The sequence below is a fragment of the Nonomuraea sp. NBC_00507 genome, from assembly GCF_036013525.1.
Classification (GTDB): Bacteria; Actinomycetota; Actinomycetes; order Streptosporangiales; family Streptosporangiaceae; genus Nonomuraea.
On sequence record NZ_CP107853.1, the window covers coordinates 663,556 to 685,906 of the forward strand.

Below are 22,351 nucleotides of genomic sequence, written 5' to 3' on the forward strand. Positions count from 1 at the left end.
GTCGGCGTCCACGCCGCCGCCCGGGGGTGTCATCGTTGACATATGTCATCGTTGACATCGAGTGCCTGATTATGAAGCGCACTCCGGCCAGTGCGTCAATGGTTCGGGCGCGATTGGTCCGGTGCGTGCCGACCGGCCGACAGGCGTCACTGCGGCAACCGCCCAGGTCAGGGTGGCCGCGACATGGCTGGCGAACCTGGCAGGCGTCCCGCAACATGGTCGGGATTTGTGAACGAGTTGTTTCCGGCGTGTTGACCGGTCGGACCTCTCGGTGCTTCACTTCTGGGAACCGGAGCCGAAACCGGTTCCGGCACCGCTCCCGGTACCGGTTCCAGGACTCTCTGCGTGATCGGTCCTCGGTGCGGGAGAACGTCTTCCGCCTCTGCATGGAGGGAGGGAGGTGGCATGGGAGTCACCATCTCTGACGTGGCCGCGCGGGCCGGGGTCAGCAAGACGACGGTCTCGCGGGTGCTGAACGGCAAGGGCGAGATCCGCGAGAACACCATCTTGAAGGTGCGCGAGGCGATCTCGGAGCTCGGCTATGTGCCGAGCGCCGGGGCAGTGGGGCTCGCACGCGGCACCACACAGATGATCGGCATGCTGGTCCCTGATATGGCCTGGGCCTGGGCCGGCATCGTGCAGGCGGTCGTCGAAACGCTGGAGACCGAAGGCTTCGGACTGCGCATGCTGACCTGGAACCGCGGTGAGGAGTCACTGCGCAGGCTGGGCCTGCAGGTCGCTGCCAAGTCGTTCGACGGTCTGCTGGTGATAGAGCCCGAGGGGGCCCTGGGGTACATCACGGAGCTGCACGAAGCGGGGCTGCCGGTGGTGCTGATCGACGACCGCTTCCACCGGCCGGGATTCCCCTACGTGGCCACCACCAACCGGGAGGGGGGTGAGCAGGCGGCGCGCCACCTGCTGGACATCGGCCGCCGTCGCCCTCTGGTGGTGACCGGTCCCGAGGCGTTCGGCTGTACTCGGGAACGGCTGGGCGGCTTCGTCGACGTCTATGCGAACGCCGGGATCGAGCTCGACCAACGCCGCATCATCTGCGGCGATTTCCTCTTCGACCGCGGTCGGAGCGCGGTCGCGCAAGCTCTCGCAGACGGCGTGGAATTCGACGCGGTCTTCGGGCACAACGACCCTACGGCGGCCGGCGTGCTGGCCGCCTTGCACGAGGCGGGCCTTCGGATTCCGCAGGATGTCTCCGTGGTGGGGTTCGATGACATCGAACTGGCGTCGTACACCTATCCGGCACTGACCACCATCCGCCAACCGATGCGCGAGATGGGTGCGGCGGCGGCGCGTCTGCTGCTGGACCACGTGCGCCGATCCCCGGAGGCCGCCCCCTCGTGCATCATTCCCACCAACCTCGTGGTTCGTGGCTCGACGTTGAAGCCGAGCTCGAACTGACGCGACATCACCGCGATGCGCAAGGTGTCGACGCCTCGCAGTCGGGCGGTGTGTTGCCGATGAGTGGCACACCGCACCTGTCTCCTTGAGACCTCGGCGAACCTCTTCGCCGAGCCTTCCACGCAAGCCATAGCCGCTGCACCTGCGTTCACACGTGACGCAGAGGTGCGCGTTTCCGCCCGCACGTTCCCGATCTGGGACACCGAACGGTACGCCTGGCACACCCAGCCCGGCCACAACCGGCTCCGCGTCTTTCCAGCCGCGACCTGTGGCTGGACGTCGATGCCGCTGTCACCGCAGACGGTCTCCACTCGTGGGCCGACCTATCCGGGCGCCTGCCCGCTCCCACCCTTCGCTGCCCCCCGCGCCTGTATCGCTCAACGGCAAGGAGCCGCACAATGCGTACCACTACCCGTCACACCGTCAGAACCGTCCAGATCATGTGCGTCACCGTCACGGCAGCCCTGGTGGCCACCGGCTGCGGCCGGAGCGCCGACGCCGGGCCAGGCACGGTCGCACCTGCGGAGATCAGCAGCGGCAAGGCCACAGGCAAGGTCGTCATGTGGTCCATGGGCGACACCGACAAGGACCTTGAGAGCCTGGCCAAGAAGTTCGAACAGCAAAACCCCGGCGTCGACATTCAGATCACGGCGGTGCCCTGGGACTCCGCCCACGACAAGCTGACCACCGCGATCGCCGGCGGCAACACACCGGACATGTCCCTGGTCGGCACCACCTGGATGGCGGAGATGGCGGCCATGAACGCCTTCCAGGCCACCCCGACGTCGATCAAGTCCTCGGACTTCTACCCCGGCCAGTGGGACACCACCAAATACAAGGACACCTCCTACGGCGTGCCGTTCATCGCCGACACCTCGGTGGTCTACTACCGGACCGACATCACCACGAAGGCCGGCATCAAGGACGCCCTGGCCGGCGACCGGGACGGATACCTGAAGGACCTCAAGGCCATCCAGGCCACTGTCGGCGAGCAGAACCCCAAGCTGCGCCATGCCACCGGTCTGGTGATGGGCTTCAACTCCTGGATTTTCTGGCTGCCGCTGGTCTGGCAGCAGGGCGGTGACATCTACGACGCCAAGAACGGGAAGTTCACCTTCGACTCGCCCGAGGTCGCCAAGGCGCTGGAGTACTACGCAAGCATCCCCAAGCAGGGCCTGGCGCCCACCGACAGGGCGGACAACGTGCAGGCTTTCCGGGACGGGCTCATCGCCACCTACCAGGAGGCCGCCTGGGCCGGCGGCAGCTTCCGTAAGGACGCGCCAGAGCTGAACGGCAAGTGGAAGACCATGCCGGTGCCGTACACCAAGCAGCCCGCAGGGTTCGCCGGCGGCAGCGACCTGGCGGTGTTCAAGGACGCCAAGAACTCCGACGGGGCATGGAAGTTCGCCCGGTTCTTGACCGAGCCCGCCAACCTCGCGGCCTATGCCAAGGCCACCGGCAGCCTGCCCCCTTCGCCCCAAGCGTGGTCGGAGGGGAAGCTGACCGAGGACGAGAACATGAAGGCGTTCGCCGAGCAGCTCGAGGTCAGCAAGGCGCCGCCCGCCATCACAACCTGGCAGCAGATCGCCGACGCCATCGACTCTGAATTGGAGAAGCTGACCCTCGGCAAGGCCACCGTCGCCCAGGTGCAGCAGGCGCTGCAGTCCAAGGCGACCAGCATCGGCACCGGCCGCTGAGCGCCGCCGCGTGAGCAGCCCTCGTACGGACGGATGACATCCATGTCCACGAAAACGCTCCCCGGGCGGGGCGACAGCCAGGAGCAGAGCACCTCACGGCCGGCCAGGAGTGCCGATCGGCGGCGCTTTGCGCTCCAGGGCCCGGCACGCGGCAGGCAGGCCCGGGCCGCCTGGATCCTCGCCACGCCCTTCCTCGCGTTGTTTGCGGCCTTCATGCTGCTGCCGGTTGTCTGGTCGGTGCTGATGAGCCTGACCGACACCAAGAGCGCCGACCTACGCACACCCCTGAACGTAGGGTTCATCGGCTTCGACAATTACCTACGGCTCTTCCAGGACGATCAGTTCTTCACAGCCCTGCGCAACACCGCCGTGTTCGTCCTGGTGGCCCTGCCCTTGACGCTGGCCGCTGGGCTCGCCGCGGCGGTCGCTCTCAACAGGGGTATCCTCCGCTTCCGGGCCGTCTTCCGGATCGGCTTCTACCTCCCGGTGATCACCAGCATCGTGGCCATCGCCGTGGTCTGGAAGACGCTCCTGGAACCGCGCGCGGGCCTGGTGAACGCCGTCCTGGGCTGGTTCGGGATTGACGGGCCCGCATGGCTGGCGGACACCCGCTTCGCCCTGCCCGTCATGATCGTGATGGCCGTGTGGCGGAACCTCGGCACCGTCATGATCATCATGCTGGCTGGGCTCCAGTCCGTGCCCCAGTCCCTGATGGAGGCGGCCGAACTCGATGGTGCCGGGGCCTGGCAGCGCTTCTGGCGCGTCACCTTCCCTCTGCTGCGCCCCGCCCTGTTGATCACCGCCGTCACCACTGGCATCGGCTACCTGCAGTTCTTCGACGAGCCGTTCGTGATGACCGGCGGCGGGCCGCTGGACTCCACCCTGTCGGCCACCTTGTACGCCTACAACCAGTTCGGCAACGGCAACTACGACATGGCGTCGGCCGCCAGCTACGTCATCTTCGTCCTCATCGTCGCGCTGACCGTTCTGCAGTTCCGGATGCTGCGAGACAAGGACTGACGCCCCATGAGCACCGTCTCCACTCTTCGGCCGGCACAGCCGGGAACGGACCGCGCCCTGAGGCGCCGACGCATCCAGCAGACCTGGGGCCACCCTTGGCTGTATGTGCCGCTCGCCGGTGCCCTGCTGCTGATGATCGCGCCGTTCCTGTGGATGCTGTCCGGCTCCTTCAAGCCTGAGGCCGACATCCGCAGAGTTCCACCCGTCCTGATACCCACGGCGCCCACGGCCGCCAACTACGGCGAGCTGTTCAGCAGGCTCGACTTCACGAGCATGTTCGCCAACTCCGTGATCGTGGCCCTCGCCGTCACCGCGGGCAATCTGGTTTTCTGCTCGATGCTCGGTTACGCCCTGGCCAAGCTGGAGTTCCGCGGACAGCGCGCCGTGTTCACCCTGGTCATAGGGACCCTCATGGTCCCCGGCCTGGTCACCTTCGTACCGCTGTACGTGCTGGTGGCCAACATGCAGCTGACCGGCTCCCTGCTCGGGCTGATCCTGCCGTTCCTGGCCGCCCCGTTCGGGGTTTTCCTGATGCGGCAGTTCATCTCCACGTTGCCCGACGAACTCATCGACGCGGCCCGCGTCGACGGCTGCCGCGAACTGGCAATCTTCTGGAAGATCATCCTGCCGCTGACCAGACCGGCCCTCGCCACCCTGGGGATCATCACCTTCCTCGGCTCCTGGAACAACTTCCTGTGGCCGCTAGTGGTGGCCCAGAACGAGGACCAGTACACGCTGCCTGTCGGGCTCGCTCTGGCCAGCAGCGGACAGTCCTTCACCGTCTTCGGCATCCTGCTCGCCGGCACCGTCGTCGTTCTGCTACCGGTGATGATCGTCTTCCTTCTCTTCCAACGTCACTTCGTCGCCGGCATCGCCACCGCTGGCCTGAAGTGACGCTCCGACACCCGCCCCGCCGCCCTTTGCGGCACCGATCCCGTCCGGGGCGGCAGGCGGACGGCGCGCGAGCCCCCGCGGCGAAGCGCCGTCGACCGCGGCGACCACCCGCCGTCGGCAACCAACTCTCTGACCTGTGACGACTGATGACTTGGAGAACATAGTGGGACAGCCGGGCCGCTCTGACACGTACCTGGATCCGGAAGCGTCTATGGAAGCAAGGGTCGAGGACCTGCTGTCCCGCATCACCCTGCCGGAAAAGGTCGGGCAGTTGCTGATGCTCGACGCACAACACGGGGACCTGGTGGACATCGTGTCGGCCAAGCTGGCCGGGTCGGTCCTGCATGTGCATCCCGCGCGGATGCCGGAGGCCATGGAACTGGCCCGGCAGACACGGCTCGGCATTCCGCTGCTGACAGCCGACGACGGCATCCACGGCCACTCGTTCTGGCCGGGCGCGACCATCTTCCCGACACAGTTGGCCATGGCCTGTACCTGGGATCCCTCTTTGCTTCAACGGGTCGCCCGTGCGGCCGCGACCGAAATCGCGGCGACCGGAATCCATGGGACGTTCTCCCCCGTGCTGTGCATCACCCGGGACCTGCGCTGGGGCCGGGTCAACGAGACGTTCGGCGAGGACCCGTTCCTGATCGGTGAACTCGGGGCGGCGATGGTCCGTGGCTATCAGGGTGAGGGCCTCAACGACCCGACAGCCCTGCTGGCGTACGCCAAGCACTTCGCGGGCTACTCCGAAACCCTGGGCGGGCGCGACGCGAGCGAAGCCGATCTCAGCCCACGCAAGCTGCGCTCGTGGTTCCTGCCCCCGTTCGAGCAAGCGGCTCGTGCCGGCTGCCGCGCCTTCATGCTCGGCTACCAGTCGATCGACGGGGTGCCCATTACCGCGCATCAGTGGCTGCTCAACGATGTGCTCAAGGGCGAGTGGGGCTTCACCGGCACGCTGGTGACCGACTGGGACAACGTCGGCCGGATGGTCTACGACCAGCGGGTCTGCGCCGACTACGTCGAGGCGGCGGCGGTCGCCGTCAACGCCGGGAACGATCTCATCATGGCCACGCCGGCGTTCTTCGAGGCCGCGCAGGAGGCGGTCGCCCGCGGCCTGATCGACGAGAAACAGATCGACGACGCGGTACGCCGGGTTCTCCGGCTGAAGTTCGAACTCGGGCTCTTCGAGGACCCCCGCGCCCCCGACCCCGAGCGGCAAGCCCAGGTGATCGGCTGCCGTGAACACACCGACCTCAACCTCGAGACCGCCCGTCGTTCCCTGGTGCTGCTGCGCAACGACGGCATCCTGCCCCTCGAAGGCGGGCTGACCTCGGACGGAACGGGCCGCGCCGCAGGCCAGGGCACGCCGCGCACGATCGCGGTCATCGGCCCCAACGCCGACAGCCCGGAAGCCATGCTCGGCGACTGGGCGGGGGCCTCCGGCCAGGTCCCGTGGATGCCCGAAGGACATCCACGGGAGTCGGTGGAGACGGTGCTCGACGGCCTTCGCGCCGTCGTGCCTGCCGACTGGACCATCACGCACACCCGCGGAGCTGACATCGCAAGCCCCAGCCAGGACAGCGAGTCGTCCACCGGGCCCGACGGCCAACCGCAGCCGCCCGTTTTCACCCCGGCCCCGGTCGACCAGGCACAGCTTCGGGAGGCCACCGCCGCGGCAAAGGCCGCCGACTACGCCGTCGTGGTCGTGGGTGACACCATCGCCCTCACGGGCGAAGTGCGCTCGACGGCCACGCTCGACCTCCAAGGAGGCCAGATCGCTCTGCTGGACGCGGTCGCCGCCACCGGCACGCCCATGATCGTGGTGCTGGCCCAGTCCAAGCCGAGCACCCTCCCGGACTCGGCACTGAACGCGGCAGCACTCATCGAGGCGTTCAACCCGGGTATGCGCGGTGGCCGCGCCGTCGCCGAACTCCTCCTCGGACTCATCGAACCCAGCGGCCGACTCCCGGTCTCCTTCGCACGCCACGTCGGACAGCAACCCGTCTTCTACAACCAGGTGCGAGGCCAACACGGGCATCGCTACGCGGATCTCACCCAGGACCCCCTGTTCGCGTTCGGCGAGGGCCTCACCTACACCACTGTCACCTACTCCGACCTTGTCGTGCAGGACGAGGACGTCCCCGCCAACGGCACCGTCCACGCCATGGTGCGGGTCGCCAACAGCGGAAGCCGTCCCGCCCTGGAAACGGTCCAGGCATACGTCAGCGACCTGACTACCAGCGTCACTTGGGCCGAGCAGGAGCTGAAGGCTTTCACGCAGGTCGAGATCCCTCCCGGCGAAACCCTGGACGTCGGCATCAGCATCCCTGCCTCGCAGTGCTCACTCGTCACAGCCGACAACCGCCGAGTGGTCGAACCAGGCGAGTTCATGCTCCGTGTCGGCCCCAGCTCATGGCGGGAGCAACAGCTGAGCGCAGGATTCCGCATCCGCGCCTGAAGGCCGCATACGGGCTTGAAGGCCACCGCCCAGCTGCCCCTCGGGCCAACTGGGCGGGCCCTGTCTGACATACCGAAAGGCACGCGTGTGTCCACCCCACCCCTCGATCCGCACTATCCCGTCGCGCACCTGCGCCCGCCTGCCAACTGGATCAACGACCCCAACGGGCTGGTCTTCCATGACGGCCACTACCACGTCTGCTACCAGTACAACCCCTACGGCGCGACCCATGCGAACCTGCACTGGGGCCACTTCCGCAGCACCGACCTGCTGACCTGGGAGCCGCTGCCGATCGCCCTGTCCCCGACCCCCAGTGGCGTGGACGCGACGGTTGCTTCTCCGGCAACGCCGTCTCCGACGACGATCGGCTCGTCGCCTTCTACTCCGCGCACCGCGAGGACCGCTCGTCCCAGCATCAGCCGGTCACCTGTGCCACCTCCGACGACGGCGGCCAAACCTTCCGCCCGCGCGGGGAACTGCTCATCCCCGAGCTGCCCGAAGGCTGCACCATGTACCGCGACCCGTACGTCTGGCGGGACGGCGACGGCTGGCGGATGCTGGTCGGCGCCGCCCTCGCGGACGGCCGCGGCGCCGCCCTTCTCTACGACTCGCCCGACTTGGAGACCTGGACCTACCGGGGGCCCTTCGACGCCCGCACCAAGGAGCCCGTCGGCGGAACCGGCCTGCACACCGGCGAGGGCTGGGAATGCCCCCAGTACCTCCCGGGGGTCGACCGGCGTGGTGCTCTCATCTTCAGCGGGTGGAACCTAGCCGACAGCGCCAGGTGCGTCGCGGCCCTGATCGGTAAAGACCACGGCGACGTCTTCGAGGCCGGCCCGCCTATCCTCGCCGACCACGGCCCCGACTGCTACGCACCCGCACTGCTGCGCGCACCGGGCGAGAGGTGGCTGCTGTGGGGCTGGTCCGCAGAAGCCCGCGATGAAGCCTGGGCCGTCGCAGGCGCATGGGCCGGCGTACTCACCCTGCCCCGCGAGATCCATGTCGCCGGCGACGGCACGCTGCGCCAGCACCCCGCCGCCGAACTGCTCGCTCTGCGTGGCGAGCACACCATCCACTCCGCAGGCGAGACGCACGGCCCGCAGCTGGTGGACCTCGGCAGCGTGGGCCGCGCCTTCGACCTGACGGCCCACCTGGAGTCCTCCGGAAACGCCGGGCTGCGGCTGCTCACCACCCCGGACGGCTCCGAGTACCTCGACATCCGCCTCGATGCCGACATGGGCGAGCTGGTCGTCGACCGCGACCACGCCTCACTCGACACCCGGGCCCGCGGCGGCTCCTACCGCATGCCCTGCCCAACGGACCGGCCCGTCGACCTGCGCGTGGTCGTCGACCACTCCATCGCCGAAATCTTCCTGACCACCACGGGCCAGGTCCTCACCCTGCGCTTCTACCCAACAGGGCAGGGCATGTGGCGACTTCAGGCCCGCACCGCACCGGGTACGCGCCTTGGCTACGCGATCGACGCGTGGGAGCTGCACCCACTCGTGATCAAAGAGCCGAGCACCGGCACCGACGTCGCGTAGAGCCGACCCTCGATATCCCTACCCCAGCCTTGAAAAACGGCTCCGTGACGTCCGGCCCTCAAGATCACACTCTACGGCCGGCGAGTGCCTGTCTTGGGCACGAGCCTCGGTTTCCCACCCGCCTTTTCAAAGCACTGAACAAGCAGGTCCGAAGGAGGATCTTCGATGAGCTCGTACGGTCTCGGACGACGCCAGTTCCTATTCACCGTTGGCGTCGCCGCCGCCTGGACCCAGGTTTCCGGGAACGCCGTCGCCGCCACGCAGCCGAAGCAGGTCTCACCTGGCAATTCCGTGCGTGTTTGGCTGACAGACGTATCGACCGAGAAGTGGGTTGTCAGCCAAAGCGATGTGCTGTTCCGAACGAAGCAAACGGTCAACCCGCTTACGATCAAGATCGACGATAGCGTCAAGTATCAAAGAGTCCAAGGTTTTGGGGCGGCTATGACCGACTCTTCCGCTTGGCTCATCAATAAGCTGTCCACTGCCAATCGAACCGAGCTGATGAAAAAGCTGTTCGACCCTTCGCAGGGCATCGGTCTCAGCCTGCTCCGCTCTCCGATGGGCGCCACGGATTTCAATGCATCCGGGAATTACTCCTATGACGACATGCCAGCGGGACAAACGGATCCGACGCTGTCCAACTTCTCTGTCCAGCATGATGTGGCGTACATCATTCCGGCATTGCGGCAGGCTCTCTCGCTCAACCCATCCATCAAAATCATGGCTAATCCATGGAGCCCGCCAGGCTGGATGAAGACCTCCGGTTCCATGATAGGAGGTACTCTCAAGAGCGAGTACACTTCTGTGCTGGCCAACTATTTTGTGAAGTTCATACAAGCCTACGGCGAAGCCGGTGTGCCGATTTCCTATATTTCGCCGCAAAATGAACCCATGGGCACTCCCAGCTGGCCCGGCATGTTCCTGTCCGCTTACCAGGAATCCCAGCTGGTTCAGGAGATCGGCCGGGCATTCGAGGCCAACCAAATTTCCACGAAGATTCTGGTCTGGGACCACAACTGGGATGTGCCCTCGTATCCCGAGACGATTTTCAGCGATCCCGCCGCCTCAAAGTACGCCGCTGGAACCGGATGGCACATCTATAGCGGCAATCAGAATTACCAAACTCTGGTCCACAACGACTACCCGAGCAAAGAAACGTACATCACGGAAGCCACTGGAGGCGTTTGGCAGGACAGCAACCAGACAGCGTTCAATGACGCACTTGGCACTTGGATCATCAATGGCATGCGCAACTGGGCGAACGGAGTGATGCTGTGGAACATTGCACTCGACCCCGATAGGGGTCCGCTCAACAGCGACACCAATGGTATCCCCATGTGTCGGGGATTGGTCACGATCGATCCGGCCACCGGACTGGTGTCCTACAACGTGGACTACTACGCACTCGCTCACGCCACCAGGTTCGTAAAGCCTGGAGCGCATCGAATCTACTCGAATACCTTTGGGGAAGGGAGCATAGAGAATGTTGCGTTCCAGAACCCGGATGGATCGAAGGTCCTGATCGCGTACAACTCGGGGAGCGCTGCGAAAACCTTCAGCGTTGCAGACGGAACGCAATCTTTCGACTACACCTTGAACGCCGGCGATGCCGTCACATTCACGTATTCGGGGCCTACGCAGAGAGGCAGGATCCCTGCAGCGACCAATGTCTCGGACCCGACACATGACTTTACGTTCAAGTCGACGTCTGATCCGGTTACCGTCACATACGATCCGGCACTACTGCCCTACCAGAATGCCGTCCGTACCGGAAACAAGCTGATCACGTATTCCATGCCGATCGGATCATCTATCGAGACGGCAGGAACGGTGCTGAGCCGCAGCCAGTGGACCGTCACGGCTTCGTCGGCTCCGGATTGGGGTGTGGCCGCGAACGCGATCGACGGTGATATCAACACACGGTGGAGTCTCGGGCACGGGACGAGGAGCGGCGACTGGTTCCAGATCGATATGGGCAGTCCTACGAGCTTCAATCAAATCGTCCTCGATACCGGCGTGAACAGTTCGTTCGACTACATCAATAAATATCAGGTCCATGTTTCGAACGATGGCGCCGACTGGGGCAGCGCGATCGCAAGCGGCAGCGGTGGCATTGGAAAGGTAGCCGTCACGATGCCAACCCAGACGGCACGATACATTCGCATCGTCAGTACCGCAGCATCCGGTTTCTGGTGGGCCATTGGTGACATCAATGTGCACGGGCCTTCGAGGGAAACCGGTTCGATCGCAGTTCCGACAGCGGTATCAAACGGGCTCCAGCTGAAGACCTGGTCCAGCTCAGAAGGGTCGCAGGTTACCGTAGTATTCAATGGAACCGCCAGCAGTCAGAGTTTCCCGATATCCGCCGACGGCTCGTATACCTATACGCTCCCGAGCGGGACTTCGGCGATGTTCACAACCAAGAAGCTGTCAAGCTTCCCGGCACCGGCCTTCGGCAGTTTGACGCCGAATCAAGGCATACCGCGCTCCAAGTTCACGATTAGCGGTAATGATTTCGGTGACGCGCAGGGGCTGGGTGCGGTGTATTTCGGATCAATCCATGCGAGCATAGACAGCTGGTCGGACACGAGCATCAGCGCCTACGTCCCGGAAGGACTCCCGGCAGGGAGGTTCACGGTTTCTGTGAATGGAACCAGCGGAGTAGAGGCAGGCAGATCTTCGTTCGACGTCATGGATCTAGGTACTGCGCTGACGCGGACAGGTTGGATCGCAACGGCTTCGGATGCAAGTCCTGGCGATGCGCCCGGAAACATGCTGGACGGTAATTCCGATACTCGGTACAGCTCCGGAACAGGGCAGTACGATGGTATTTGGATTCAAGTGGACATGGGACAAACGCAGACTTTCAGCAAGATCGTGCTGGATGCCGGCAGCAGTATCAGCGACTATGCGCGAAGCGCAGACGTATACGTATCTACGGATGGAACCAACTGGACCACGGTTTCTTCCGTAGCAGATGGCCAACGAGTCCAACTGGCATCGTTCCCAACGCAGACAGCTCGCTACATCAAGGTCGTCAATACCGGCAGCGTTGCGAGTAACTGGTGGTCAATCGCAGAATTCAACGTATACAACTGACCTCGAGCTTTCATGTGGGGTGATCGTTGACCTTGCCCAAGACGCAGAGAAAGTGCCCCCTGACCAGCGAGAATAGGGGATTGTTGATGTCCTTGTTTCCGCAGTGATTGGAGGCACTTTCCAGGCTCCCTGCAGTTGAGCGTGGTCGTGTCGTAACGCAAGGTGGCTCGTGGCCTTGCTGAGGATGGGTGTGTCGAGCATCCAACCCAAGAAAGGACACGAGCCGTGGACGAGCCTACGTGCTCGCGGCGTGACGCTGCGAGCGTTGTCTTCAACCTGCCCGGATACTCGCCGAGGCTCTGGCGGGCAAGGGCGTCACCCCGTTGACCTGACCACCCATCAGGACCACCCTGGCCATCAGCATGGATTTCTGGTGGCCACCAGCCGAGAGAACCCAAGTCCACCTACCTGGGGATCTTCATGACCGTTTGACACCACCGACCACCGGCACCCCGCCACCAGATCGCTCCGGCCATCGGCCCCTACTGCTACGCGGTCCCTTAGGGTCCTCCAGATTGGCGTCGGCCGCTCCCCTCCCGCTATTGAGTAGCAGGTTCACTGCCCACGTACTCATAAACCCAGCCTGAGGCGACTTCTTCGGCCACGACTCGCTCATAGACCTGCCAGCAACCTCCACCACGTCGCCCCCGGACACGAAGGGGAGGGCGCCCCTCGCTATCAAGCCGCACGATGCGAGTCCGACCATCGAAGAGACCACCACGAAGCTTGATCCCCACTTCGCCGTCAACAATCTCACCCGCTAACACGCGGCCGAGCCAGAGCATGTGGGGGTTATCGTCGATCGCCATGCCATGAGGCAACCAAGTGCGGGAACCAGAGACAAGCGCAACGCTTTGCCTGATGGTTCCGGCACCGGGTTTCACCCCAGGGCTTGAGGAGTTCTCGAATGCTGAGACGGTCGGGCGAGGAGTTGCAGGTCACAGGTTGATCGCGTACGGCGTGGCATGGGTGTGACATGCAACAAGGCCCCATAGAACGGCGGTTCCTACACCAAACCGATCGACCGGGGCCTCGTTGTCTGTGCAGTCTGCCATGCCATCCGTCCTGTCCGCCATCACGACCGTGGCGGGTGACGCCGGCCCGCGGGAACAGAGCGGTCTGCCCGGTAAGGTCGTGGACATGGCCGATCTTCGCCAGGTATGGGCGCAGATCCCCGATCCCCGAGACCGGCGCGGTCGACGGCACCCATTAGTCGTGATGCTCGCGCTGGTCCAGGCGGCGCTCGTGTCCGGAGCGGTGTCCTATGCGGCGATTCGGCACTGGATCGCCGCGGCCCCGCAAGAGGTCCTGGAGCAGCTCGGCGGCCGCTATGACCGGCGGACCGGCCGATACCAGGCCCCGCACCCCGACACGGTGTGCCGCACGATCGCGCTGGTCGACGCCGCCCACGTCGACGCCGCCTACGCAGCCCACCGGGCCGCCCAGATCCCCGATCTGTACGACGACCCGCAGGAATTGATCCCCGTGACCGTCGACGGCAAGACCCAGCGCGGCACCGCCACCACCGACCAGACCGCCCAGCACCGACTCGGTGCCCAACTCGCCGCCGACGCCATCGTGATCGCCCAGCTCGATGTCGACTCCAAGACCAACGAGATCAAGGCCTTCCAGCCGCTGCTGGACCAGATCGGCTCGCTGAAGAACGTCGTGATCAGCGCCGACATGCTCCACACCCAACGTGGTCACGCCCGCTACCTGCACAAACGCGAGGCCTTCTACGTCTTCCCCGTCGGCGGTAACCAGAAGGGCCTGTTCGACCAACTCAACGCCCTGGCCTGGAACCAAGCTCCGATCGAGTGGACCACCTACGACAACGGCCACGGCCGCAACGAGATCCGCACCATCCAGGTCCTGCCCGCCCCCGCCGGTACCCGCTTCCCCCACGTCAAGCAGGTCTTCCTGATCGAACGACACGTCTACGACCTGGCCTGGAAGCCGCTGTCCACGGTCGCGGTGCTGGGCGTCACCAGCCTGAGCGAGAAACTGGCCGGCCCCCGGCGCCTGGCAGAATTCGTTCGCGGCGAGTGGGCCATCGAGAACAAAGATCATTACGTCAGAGACGTCACCTTCGGCGAGGACCGCTGCCGCGTTCGCACCGCCTCGGCACCATCCATCTTGACCACCATGCGCAGCTACGCGATCGGCGCTTTACGCCTGCTCAACCACACCAACATCGCCGAAGGCACCCGTTGGGCCCGCGATGATTTCCGCAACCCGCTGATCGCCCTTGGTCTCACAATGTGAGAACTGTCTTCGCCGCGCAGCGCAGGGCGTGGTTGCGTTCGAGGTCTTGCCGACTTCAAGATCTTGATCTAGAGCTGCCGTGACTGATGGGCTCCCGGCCTATTGCTGCTCGTTGCAAGGGGTATCCATGAGGTCCCATACTGAATGATCATGGCTTCCCCGCACGATTCGCAAGCGATAAGCGCCCGCTGGCGCGTGGTCCCCGTCGGCGTGGCGGTCGTGAGCGCCCTTGCGCTGCTCCTCGCAGCAATCTTCGGTTTTATTGAGGGTGCGCAGGTCGGACTCGATGACAGCCTCAAGGACACCACGCTGTGGATGTTCCTTTGGGCCACGGCCACGATCGTTCCCCTTTCAGCAGCCATAGCAATCATCGGCTGCGCCGCCGCCACAAAGTGGCACCTGGGTAAGCGACTCGCCCCGCAGCTTCTGATACTCGCCGCTGCGGGGCTCATCTGGTCCACAACGACCGGTATCCTCGCCGAATTGCCCTAGCCGCGCCGAGGATTCGCCCCGCTGCTGGACCAGATCGGCTGCCTGAAGAACGTCGTGATCAGCGCCGACATGCTCCACACCCAGCGCGAGCACACCCGCTATCTACACCAGCGCGAGGCGTTCTACGTCTTCCCCGTCGGCGGCAACCAGCCCGGCCTGTTCGACCAACTCAACGCCCTGGCCTGGAAGGACGTCCCGATCGAGGGGACCACCTACGACCGCGGCCACGGCCACGGCCGTAACGAGATCCTAACCATCCAGGTGCTGCCCGCTCCGGCCGGAACCCGCTTCCCGCACGTCAAGCAGGTCTTCCTCGTCGAACGTCATGTCTATGACCTGGCTTGGAAACCGCTGTCGAGCATCGCGGTGCTGGCGTCACCAGCCTGCCCGCGACGCTGGTCGGGCCATGTCGCCTGGCCGAGTTGATCAGGCGCGTGGTCGATCGAAATAAAGATCATTACGTCAGAGACGTCACCTTCGGGAAAGCCGACGCAAGATTCGCACCCCCTCCCGTCAATCCTGTCCACCATACGCAGCTACGCGATCGGCGCGTTGCGCTTGCCCAACTTCACCAACATCGCTGACGGCACCCGCTGGGCTCGCGACGACTTCCGCAACCCCTTGATCGCCCTCGGTCTCACGATGTGAGAACTCCTTCAGCCCTGGGGTTTCACCCGTCTCGCTGGCTACGGCCCCATTAGGTATGCTTGAAACAGAGCCTGCTGTTGGTGGATGGGTGTCCGTCGCGAGACTATGCAGCATGCGTATGTGGAAGTTCGTCGCCTACCTCCCTGTCACTCTTCTCGGAGCGGCTGCTCCCTTCTTCGGGATCAGGATGCCGTGGGTAGGCGGAAGCTTCGTCCTGCTCGCAGTTATCGCTGGGCTCGGTGTCGCATTCCGGGGATTCCATAATGCGAACGTGGCTCGGGACATTCGGGAACGTACAGAGGGCACGGTTTCTCCTCCGGCGCGAAGTGCGTGGGTCGCGATGGGCCGCTGGTTGGCCAGAAACTGAAGGCACGCGCTGCGACGGCGTGGTGCTAAGTCGGCGGGTTCGTTGGGTACGGCGGGCGCGTTGGTCGGCGGTGCGGCCCGCGTTGCCCCCGTCCGGGACCGGCCCCCAGGCCGTATGCCCGGACGGGGGGCGAGCGGCGGCGACATCAACCAGCCAAGCAGTTTCGGCGAAGTTCGCTGCGGTTGGCCCCCTGAAGGGGTGTGGGGAACTTCGCGGGTGACCGGCCACGATCCGCAGCCGACGGCCCGCGATACCTCCGCGAACCTTGGTCGGACGTCGCGCGAAGTGCTTAGGGTCAGGGCATGGATCATGAGCCGATGCGACGAGTTGCTGAGTTCCGCGAGCTGTTCGACGGTGAGGCCAAGGCCGAACGCCCCGAACTGGCGGAACACCGCCGGACGTTGCTGGTCGAAGAAGCGCGCGAAGCCGCCGAGGCCCTCACCAACCTCGCGAAGGCGCTGCAAACCGGCGACGACCCGCTCACCGCATACAAGGCGGTAGCCAAGGAGCTGGCCGACGTCCTCTACGTCACATACGGCGCCGCAGATGCGCTGGGGATCGACCTGCCGGCCGTCTTCGTCGAGGTCCATCGGTCCAACATGAGCAAGCTTGACGCGGACGGCCGAGTCCTCCGCCGAGCCGACGGCAAGGTACTCAAAGGCCCCAGCTACCAACCACCGATCCTCGATGACCTCGTCGAGTGGCCGTCGACCGGTTCCTAAGCGCTTCGCGCGACGTCCGACCAAGGTTCGCGGAGGTGCCGCGGGTCGTCGGCTGCGGGTCGTGGCCGGTCACCCGCGAAGTTCCCCACATCCCTTCAGGGCGCAAACCGTAGCGAGCCTCGCCGAAACTAGACTCCACGGACGCCGACAACCAGCCAGGGAGGCGCCCCGTGCACAACCATGAACCCGCCGACTACCACTGCCCGTTCTGCCACCTGACCCCGGACCGGGAAGCCGACGTGGTCTACCGCGACGAGCGCGTCTTCGCGATGATCTGCCCCCGCTGGTGGCCGCGGAACGCGGGACATCTGCTGATCATCCCCGTCGCCCATCACGAGAACCTCTACGACCTCCCCGCCGCCGACGGCCACGCGATCTTCGACGCCACCCGAATGCTCGCCCGCGCCATGCGCACCGCCTACGACTGCGCGGGCGTCTCCACCCGCCAGCACAACGAGCCCGCCGGCAACCAAGATGTCTGGCACTTCCACCAGCACCTCTTCCCCCGCTACCCCGGCGACGACCTCTACGGCACGCCCCCGCAGCCCGACTGGCTCCCCGCCGACCGCCGCCGCGCCTACGCGGAGCGGCTGCGCGCCGCGCCAGGCGGTCGTGAGCTTCCTGGACGATGGCTCGCGCGTCCGGATCATCCCCTAACAGGACATGCCAATAGAGCTGGCCTTGGCCCGGCCGCAGCATGAGCGCTCGCCGTCTCTCCCAGCGGTTGGCCATGCGCGTCGGTAGCGGGCTCACGCATTCTCCCCGGTAGTAGCGTGTAAGTTCCGGTGGTCAATGGCCGGGAAGTTCCGGCGTTATCTGGCCGCCGGGCCTACGGTGTCCCGTGAGCTTGGCCGGGCACGCGTGCCAGCGGCCTGGCTGTGGCCAACGAGTTCCGCACTGTCACCGGCCAGAACGTCCCCGCCTGGATGAAGGAATCATCTTCTGCCACCGAGGGCTGACGAGAACGGCGTCGGTTGCTTACATGATCCGGTGTTCGACTGTCCGGAAAGGTAAAAACCCCAACACCACACCCCCGGCCTCCTCGAACGGCGCCAAGATGGAGTCCGCACTCGAGTTTCTTGACGCCTGTCGGCTGGACTCTCAGAGTTCAGTCTGACGTTCCTGGCTGATCAAGACGACCACCATCCCGGCCAGATAGCTCCGTGGTTTCTCGGCCATTTATCGCCGGATCTTACAGCCGAAGGCTTCCCGATCGCCACGGGGATCTGCCAAGAGCATGCCGACACCTCGTCAGCGAGCGGTCGACAGCACCGGCGCACGCTGGGGGCTGGCCGGCGCCGAAGCGATACCGAAGCTCCATGCCCTGCCCAGCAGGCGTCGAAGTCGCCTGCTGGGCAGGGCACCAGAAGCAGGAGTACGCACACGAGCATCGCACCCCTACCAGGACGAGCCGCACCGCCACAGCCTGATCAAGCAGCACCTGCGAAGGGAGCGCCCTTCGCGGACGGCGGCAGGACAGCCACGCACTCACCGACGAGCGTGACCTGCCGTCAGACACCACGTCTCAAGACGTCTCGGAGGCCGCAGAGGTCTCATCGGCATGCCGGCTGCTCCCGGAGTCGCCCTCCGACGGTGTGGCCGGCGCCCCGTTCTTCCGACGACCGGAGAGGATGAGCGCCAGGATGGCTGCGATGATTGCGGGCAATGCGACCGCGGCGATGAAACCGCGGGGCGAAATTCCGCCGGCGAGCACGGCACCGCCGAGCAGCGGGCCCAGGACGGAACCGATGCGCCCGACGGCGGCCGCCCAGCCGACGCCGGTGGTGCGCAGCTTCATGGGATATCTGCTGAGTGCGAGCCCGGTCTGACCCGTCGCCCCGGCGATGAGGCCGACTCCGGCCAGGCTGGCCAGCCCCAGCAGAAGTCCGCCGGCGAGGGGAAGGAGTCCGGCGATGGCGAGGGCGATCACTGCCACCACCGAGGTTAGGAACAGCACGGGTGGGGTACCGAAGCGAGGCGCCAGCAGCACGACGACCAGGCTGCCGACGATCCCGCCCAGCCCGATGAGTGCGCTGCCCGCGGGCGCCTCGGTCGGCGCGAAGCCCAGCTCGACCAGCACGGTGGGGAACCAGGCCGTCAGAGCGTAGGTGGACAGGAAGATGAGGAACGCGAATCCCCACACCAAGATCGTGCCGGCGCGCAACGGTGCAGCGAACAGGGCTCGTACGGACGGCTCTTCACGCTCGCCGGCCGGGTCAGTGCTCGCGGCCGGCGTGTTCTTCGCGCGATGGTCCGCTGGAAGAACCGCGAGCAGGACGGGGACCAGCGCCAGGGCGACGAGACCGGGAATCCAGAACAGACCGTGCCATCCGAGGTTCTTCAACAGACCTCCGCCTGTGGCGCCGGCGAGAGCTGCACCCAGACCCACACCGAGGGCCAGTGCGACACCGGCGGAGCTGCGTCGCCGCTCGGAGACACATCCAGCGGCAATCGAGACGGCCGCAGGCAGGACCATTCCGAATCCCAGCCCGGTGACGAAGCGCAGCGCGGTGAGACCGGGGGTGGAATCGACGGCCACGGTCGCGATGGAGCCGACGGAGAACAGAGCCACGGACCCGGCCACCACCAGGCGCGAGCCCCACCGGCGCACCAGGCGTCCGGCGGCGACGTAGCCGATGACCGCTCCGGCGTTGGCCGCGGTCAGGGCCAGGGCGAGATCGGTCGGGGCGACGGACCATTCCTTGGCGATGGTCGGTACGACCAGGCTCAGTGCGATGGAGTCATAGCCGTCGGCGACCAGCGCGAGGAACAGAATTAGGAGCACCAGGGCTCGGCGTCGAGGGGGAGCGGGGAACACGCTAGCGGACACAGTTGCCCTGCCTTTCGGGGAAGCGAGCGGTGTGCGGGGAAGGGGAGTCGTCGTGCAGATGTTGGCTCTGGGACAGCACGCCGAGTGGGCCTGGCTGCGATACGTCCTCTGGGACGGGCCTTCTTGGCCCAAGGGCGGCTGACCACCTGGTTGCGCAGAACATGCGGCGCGCCGACTGCAGTCAGGTTCTCCACGTTTCCGGTTCGAAGATCCGCCGTCGATGGCGCGGATCCCGTTAAAGCGATTGGGGAGCGTGTGAACCCGACAGGGAGGAATGGCCCGGGTGCCCGCGGGCCACGAAACCGAGGTCCGAGGACCCTGTCGGAGAGTGGACCCGACCGTGCGACCGCTCCCGGCGAGAACGTCGCGCCGGGCGCGGGCGGCGAGCGGTGGGTGAGGGGACGCCGGTCAAGGCCGGGCGGGAGTGGCACGGAAAGTAGCCACTCACGGCTCAACGTGTCAAGGTGCGCCGAAGATGAAGGGCTCATCGTCACTCCGGAGGATCTGTGTCGTCCGGGGTCGGCAAACCCGGCTCGGGGTGCGGATCAGGGAATGAAGGCGTTCGTCTCGGAGGACCCAGCCTTTGGTGCCGCCTGCTGAGGTGGGAAGGCTGCGATGGACGGCTACGCTCTCGCCGCAGGTGCAGGTCTGCTGGAGGAGCCTTCAGGCGGCGTTCGCCTGTGGCCCTGCCAAGCTGGACCGACCGTGGCCACGCATGTCCATGCTCACGATGCGGTATCTGTCGCGGAGCAGCGGCGTCAGCCAGTTCCAGTCGTTCGAGTCGGAGACCAGGCCGTGTATCACCGTGTCCCACCCGAGCATCGTCACCCTGTCTCCCGCACCGACAGCCCGGCAGCTGCAGGAGGGTGACAGGCCCGGATCCCTCGTCGGTGAAGAAGATGCGAGCATCGGGGCGCTCCAGGTATGGCATGGGTGCACTCCTCGTGTCGTGGTGTCGTAGGTCCCTGCGGTGGGCAAGTCGTCGTGAGGCTCTTGGCGCGGAGCTGAAGAGTGAAGAGAACCAGGACAGGTGCCGCGGCCGGGGCCAGCGGGTCCGGGATCGCTCCCGAGGCGTTCGACCAGCACGGCAGCAAGGGCGACGTACATTCTCGCCGTTCGCCGTTCGCCGTTCGCGGTCGGTCAGGCGGTGCGGTGGACGATCCGGCCGCCGACCGCGGTCAGGGTGGGGACGAGGGTGAGCAGCTGGTCCGCGGGGCAGGTGAGGGGGTCTGCCGGGTAGGCCACGAGGTCGGCCGGTGCCCCGGGCACAAGGGCGCCGTTGAGCGGACTACCCAGCAGCCGGGCGCCGGCGGTGGTGTACAGGCGGAGCGCTTCGGCGCGGGTGACGGCGTGCTCGGGGCCGAGTACTCCCGCGGGGGTAGAGCGGGTGGTCATGTCGTGCAGGCTCCGGAGGGGGTTGAGCGGTCCGATGGGGTGGTCGGTGCCCGCGCTGATCCAGGCCCCGGCGTTGACCAGTTCTCGCAGGGGGAACAGCTCGGCGGTCCGCTGTGTGCCCCAGGCGGCGATCAGGGGGTGGGCGAGTGAGCTGAGCAGGGCCTGCTGGACGGTGATGTGGACGCCCAGCGCGGTGGCATCGGCGATCCGGTCTGGGGTGATCAGGCCGCCGTGTTCCACGACCAGCATGCCCGGTGGTACGGGCCCTACCCGGTCCATCACCTCGCGGACTGCGTCCAGGAGCACGCCGACGGCGCGGTCGCCGAAGGCGTGGGTGCCCACGGGCCAGCCGCGTTGCACGCAGACGGTCAGGGCCTCGGCCAGCTCGGCTCGTTCCCAGAGCAGTTCGCCGTCGAAGCCGGGCCGGTCGGCGTACGGCTCGGACAGCGCGGCGGCTTCGACACCACCGTCGAGGATGAACTTCAGCCCCCACAGCCGCAGCCGTCCCTGTCCGGCCCCTGGCTTGATGCCCTGGGCCTCGAGGGCGTCGAGGTGGGCGGTGATCGATCCGGCGGCGGCGATGACGGACCGGGTCGAGAGGATCATGGCGTGGCTACGCACGGACAGCTGCCCGGCCGCCTCGGCCTGGAGGTAGGTGTGCCACTCCTGCGGTGTGACGGCGGGGTCGCGCACGGTTCCGGCCCCGCAGGCCGCGAAGGCGGAGGACGCCTGGGCCAGGCCATGGGCGAGGATCTCGGCAGGCATCGGCGGCAGGACCTTCAGGGCCATGTCCAGGGCGGCGTCCTGCAGCCAGCCGGTCGGGTGGCCTGTCGCGTCGCGGGAGATGAAGCCGCCCGGAATATGCGGCGTGTCGGGACTGATGCCGGCCAGGCGCAGCCCGGCGGAGTTGAGTACCCCGTTGTGCCCGCCTCGCGGGGCCAGGACCGGGTGATCGGTGGTGGCCCGGTCCAGTTCCCGGGCGGTCGGCATCCGGCGCTCGGCCAGCTGCAGTTCGTGCCAGTCGGCGCCGGTGACGATCCACTGCCCGGCGGGAGTGTGCGCGGCTCGCTCACGGACCAGGTCCACGAAGCCGTGAATGTCCCTCGCCCGGGACACGGGCGCACCCAGCACGTTACGCCCTGCCAGCATCAGATGATTGTGGGTGTCGACGAATGCCGGCAACACCACGAGCCCGGGGTCATCGACCACCACGGTGTCACGCCCCGTCCACTCCCGCAGCAGTCCCTTCTCCTGCCCGGGACCGGCCACGGCCACGATCTGTCCGTCGCGCGCTGCCAGTGCCGTCGTGGGGGCTGCCGCCGCGTCGAGGGTGTGCACGGTGCCCGCGCGCACCACCAGATCCGCTGTCCCACCGTTCATCAGATCACTCCCGTCCATCCAGGCATCACGGGCCGACATCCCGGCCGTGCACAGCGTTGGTAATCTTGCGAAGAGCAGACTGCGGGCGCCTGCAGGATGCGGCCACTCGCAGGGAATGCGACAG

At 66.0% G+C, this 22,351-nt stretch carries 15 protein-coding genes and 1 pseudogene; 13 read left to right on the forward strand and 3 right to left on the reverse strand.

Annotated elements, in window-relative coordinates:
- The first annotated feature begins 405 nt into the window (after window positions 1-405).
- The 13 genes and pseudogenes from OHA25_RS03490 to OHA25_RS03550 all read left to right on the forward strand — a co-directional run bounded on the left by OHA25_RS03490 (window position 406) and on the right by OHA25_RS03550 (window position 17,323).
- Complete coding sequence (locus tag OHA25_RS03490; RefSeq protein WP_327586181.1) at window positions 406-1,413, forward strand: LacI family DNA-binding transcriptional regulator; 1,008 nt, start codon at window positions 406-408, stop codon at window positions 1,411-1,413.
- Between the two features lie 398 nt (window positions 1,414-1,811).
- Window positions 1,812-3,110: an extracellular solute-binding protein gene (locus tag OHA25_RS03495; protein ID WP_327586182.1), complete on the forward strand. Its 1,299-nt coding sequence runs from the start codon at window positions 1,812-1,814 to the stop codon at window positions 3,108-3,110.
- Window positions 3,111-3,152: 42 nt separating this feature from the next.
- Window positions 3,153-4,130, forward strand: a complete 978-nt coding sequence (locus OHA25_RS03500; protein WP_327586183.1) for a carbohydrate ABC transporter permease — start codon at window positions 3,153-3,155, stop codon at window positions 4,128-4,130.
- A gap of 6 nt (window positions 4,131-4,136) precedes the next feature.
- Complete coding sequence (locus tag OHA25_RS03505; protein WP_327586184.1) at window positions 4,137-5,024, forward strand: carbohydrate ABC transporter permease; 888 nt, start codon at window positions 4,137-4,139, stop codon at window positions 5,022-5,024.
- A 211-nt stretch (window positions 5,025-5,235) separates the two neighbouring features.
- Window positions 5,236-7,485, forward strand: coding sequence for a glycoside hydrolase family 3 N-terminal domain-containing protein (locus OHA25_RS03510; RefSeq protein WP_327586185.1), 2,250 nt, complete (start codon window positions 5,236-5,238; stop codon window positions 7,483-7,485).
- Window positions 7,486-7,572: 87 nt separating this feature from the next.
- Window positions 7,573-7,731, forward strand: a pseudogene (locus tag OHA25_RS03515) (hypothetical protein); the annotation flags it as partial.
- 29 nt (window positions 7,732-7,760) lie between these two features.
- Window positions 7,761-9,029 (forward strand): glycoside hydrolase family 32 protein, encoded by a 1,269-nt coding sequence (locus OHA25_RS03520; RefSeq protein WP_327590919.1) that lies wholly within the window; start codon window positions 7,761-7,763, stop codon window positions 9,027-9,029.
- A gap of 165 nt (window positions 9,030-9,194) precedes the next feature.
- Window positions 9,195-12,128, forward strand: coding sequence for a discoidin domain-containing protein (locus OHA25_RS03525; protein ID WP_327586186.1), 2,934 nt, complete (start codon window positions 9,195-9,197; stop codon window positions 12,126-12,128).
- Window positions 12,129-13,181: 1,053 nt separating this feature from the next.
- Complete coding sequence (locus OHA25_RS03530) at window positions 13,182-14,393, forward strand: ISAs1 family transposase (protein ID WP_327586187.1); 1,212 nt, start codon at window positions 13,182-13,184, stop codon at window positions 14,391-14,393.
- 150 nt (window positions 14,394-14,543) lie between these two features.
- Complete coding sequence (locus OHA25_RS03535; RefSeq protein WP_327586188.1) at window positions 14,544-14,885, forward strand: hypothetical protein; 342 nt, start codon at window positions 14,544-14,546, stop codon at window positions 14,883-14,885.
- A 54-nt stretch (window positions 14,886-14,939) separates the two neighbouring features.
- On the forward strand, window positions 14,940-15,311 hold the full coding sequence (locus OHA25_RS03540) for a hypothetical protein (RefSeq protein ID WP_327586189.1): 372 nt from the start codon (window positions 14,940-14,942) through the stop codon (window positions 15,309-15,311).
- A gap of 891 nt (window positions 15,312-16,202) precedes the next feature.
- Entirely contained in the window at window positions 16,203-16,622 is a 420-nt protein-coding gene (locus OHA25_RS03545) for a hypothetical protein (protein ID WP_327586190.1), read from the forward strand.
- 170 nt (window positions 16,623-16,792) lie between these two features.
- Window positions 16,793-17,323, forward strand: coding sequence for an HIT family protein (locus OHA25_RS03550; RefSeq protein ID WP_327586191.1), 531 nt, complete (start codon window positions 16,793-16,795; stop codon window positions 17,321-17,323).
- Window positions 17,324-18,147: 824 nt separating this feature from the next.
- On the opposite strand, the gene OHA25_RS03555 is transcribed toward OHA25_RS03550, so the two are convergent.
- The 3 genes from OHA25_RS03555 to OHA25_RS03565 all read right to left on the reverse strand — a co-directional run bounded on the left by OHA25_RS03555 (window position 18,148) and on the right by OHA25_RS03565 (window position 22,227).
- A complete protein-coding gene (locus OHA25_RS03555) occupies window positions 18,148-19,407 on the reverse strand; it encodes an MFS transporter (RefSeq protein WP_327586192.1) in 1,260 nt (419 codons plus the stop codon).
- Between the two features lie 708 nt (window positions 19,408-20,115).
- Window positions 20,116-20,280 carry an alpha/beta fold hydrolase gene (locus tag OHA25_RS03560; protein ID WP_327586193.1) on the reverse strand — a complete coding sequence of 55 codons (165 nt, stop codon included), beginning with the start codon at window positions 20,278-20,280 and terminating at the stop codon, window positions 20,116-20,118.
- Between the two features lie 312 nt (window positions 20,281-20,592).
- Window positions 20,593-22,227: an amidohydrolase gene (locus tag OHA25_RS03565; protein ID WP_327586194.1), complete on the reverse strand. Its 1,635-nt coding sequence runs from the start codon at window positions 22,225-22,227 to the stop codon at window positions 20,593-20,595.
- Between the last annotated feature and the right edge of the window lie 124 nt (window positions 22,228-22,351).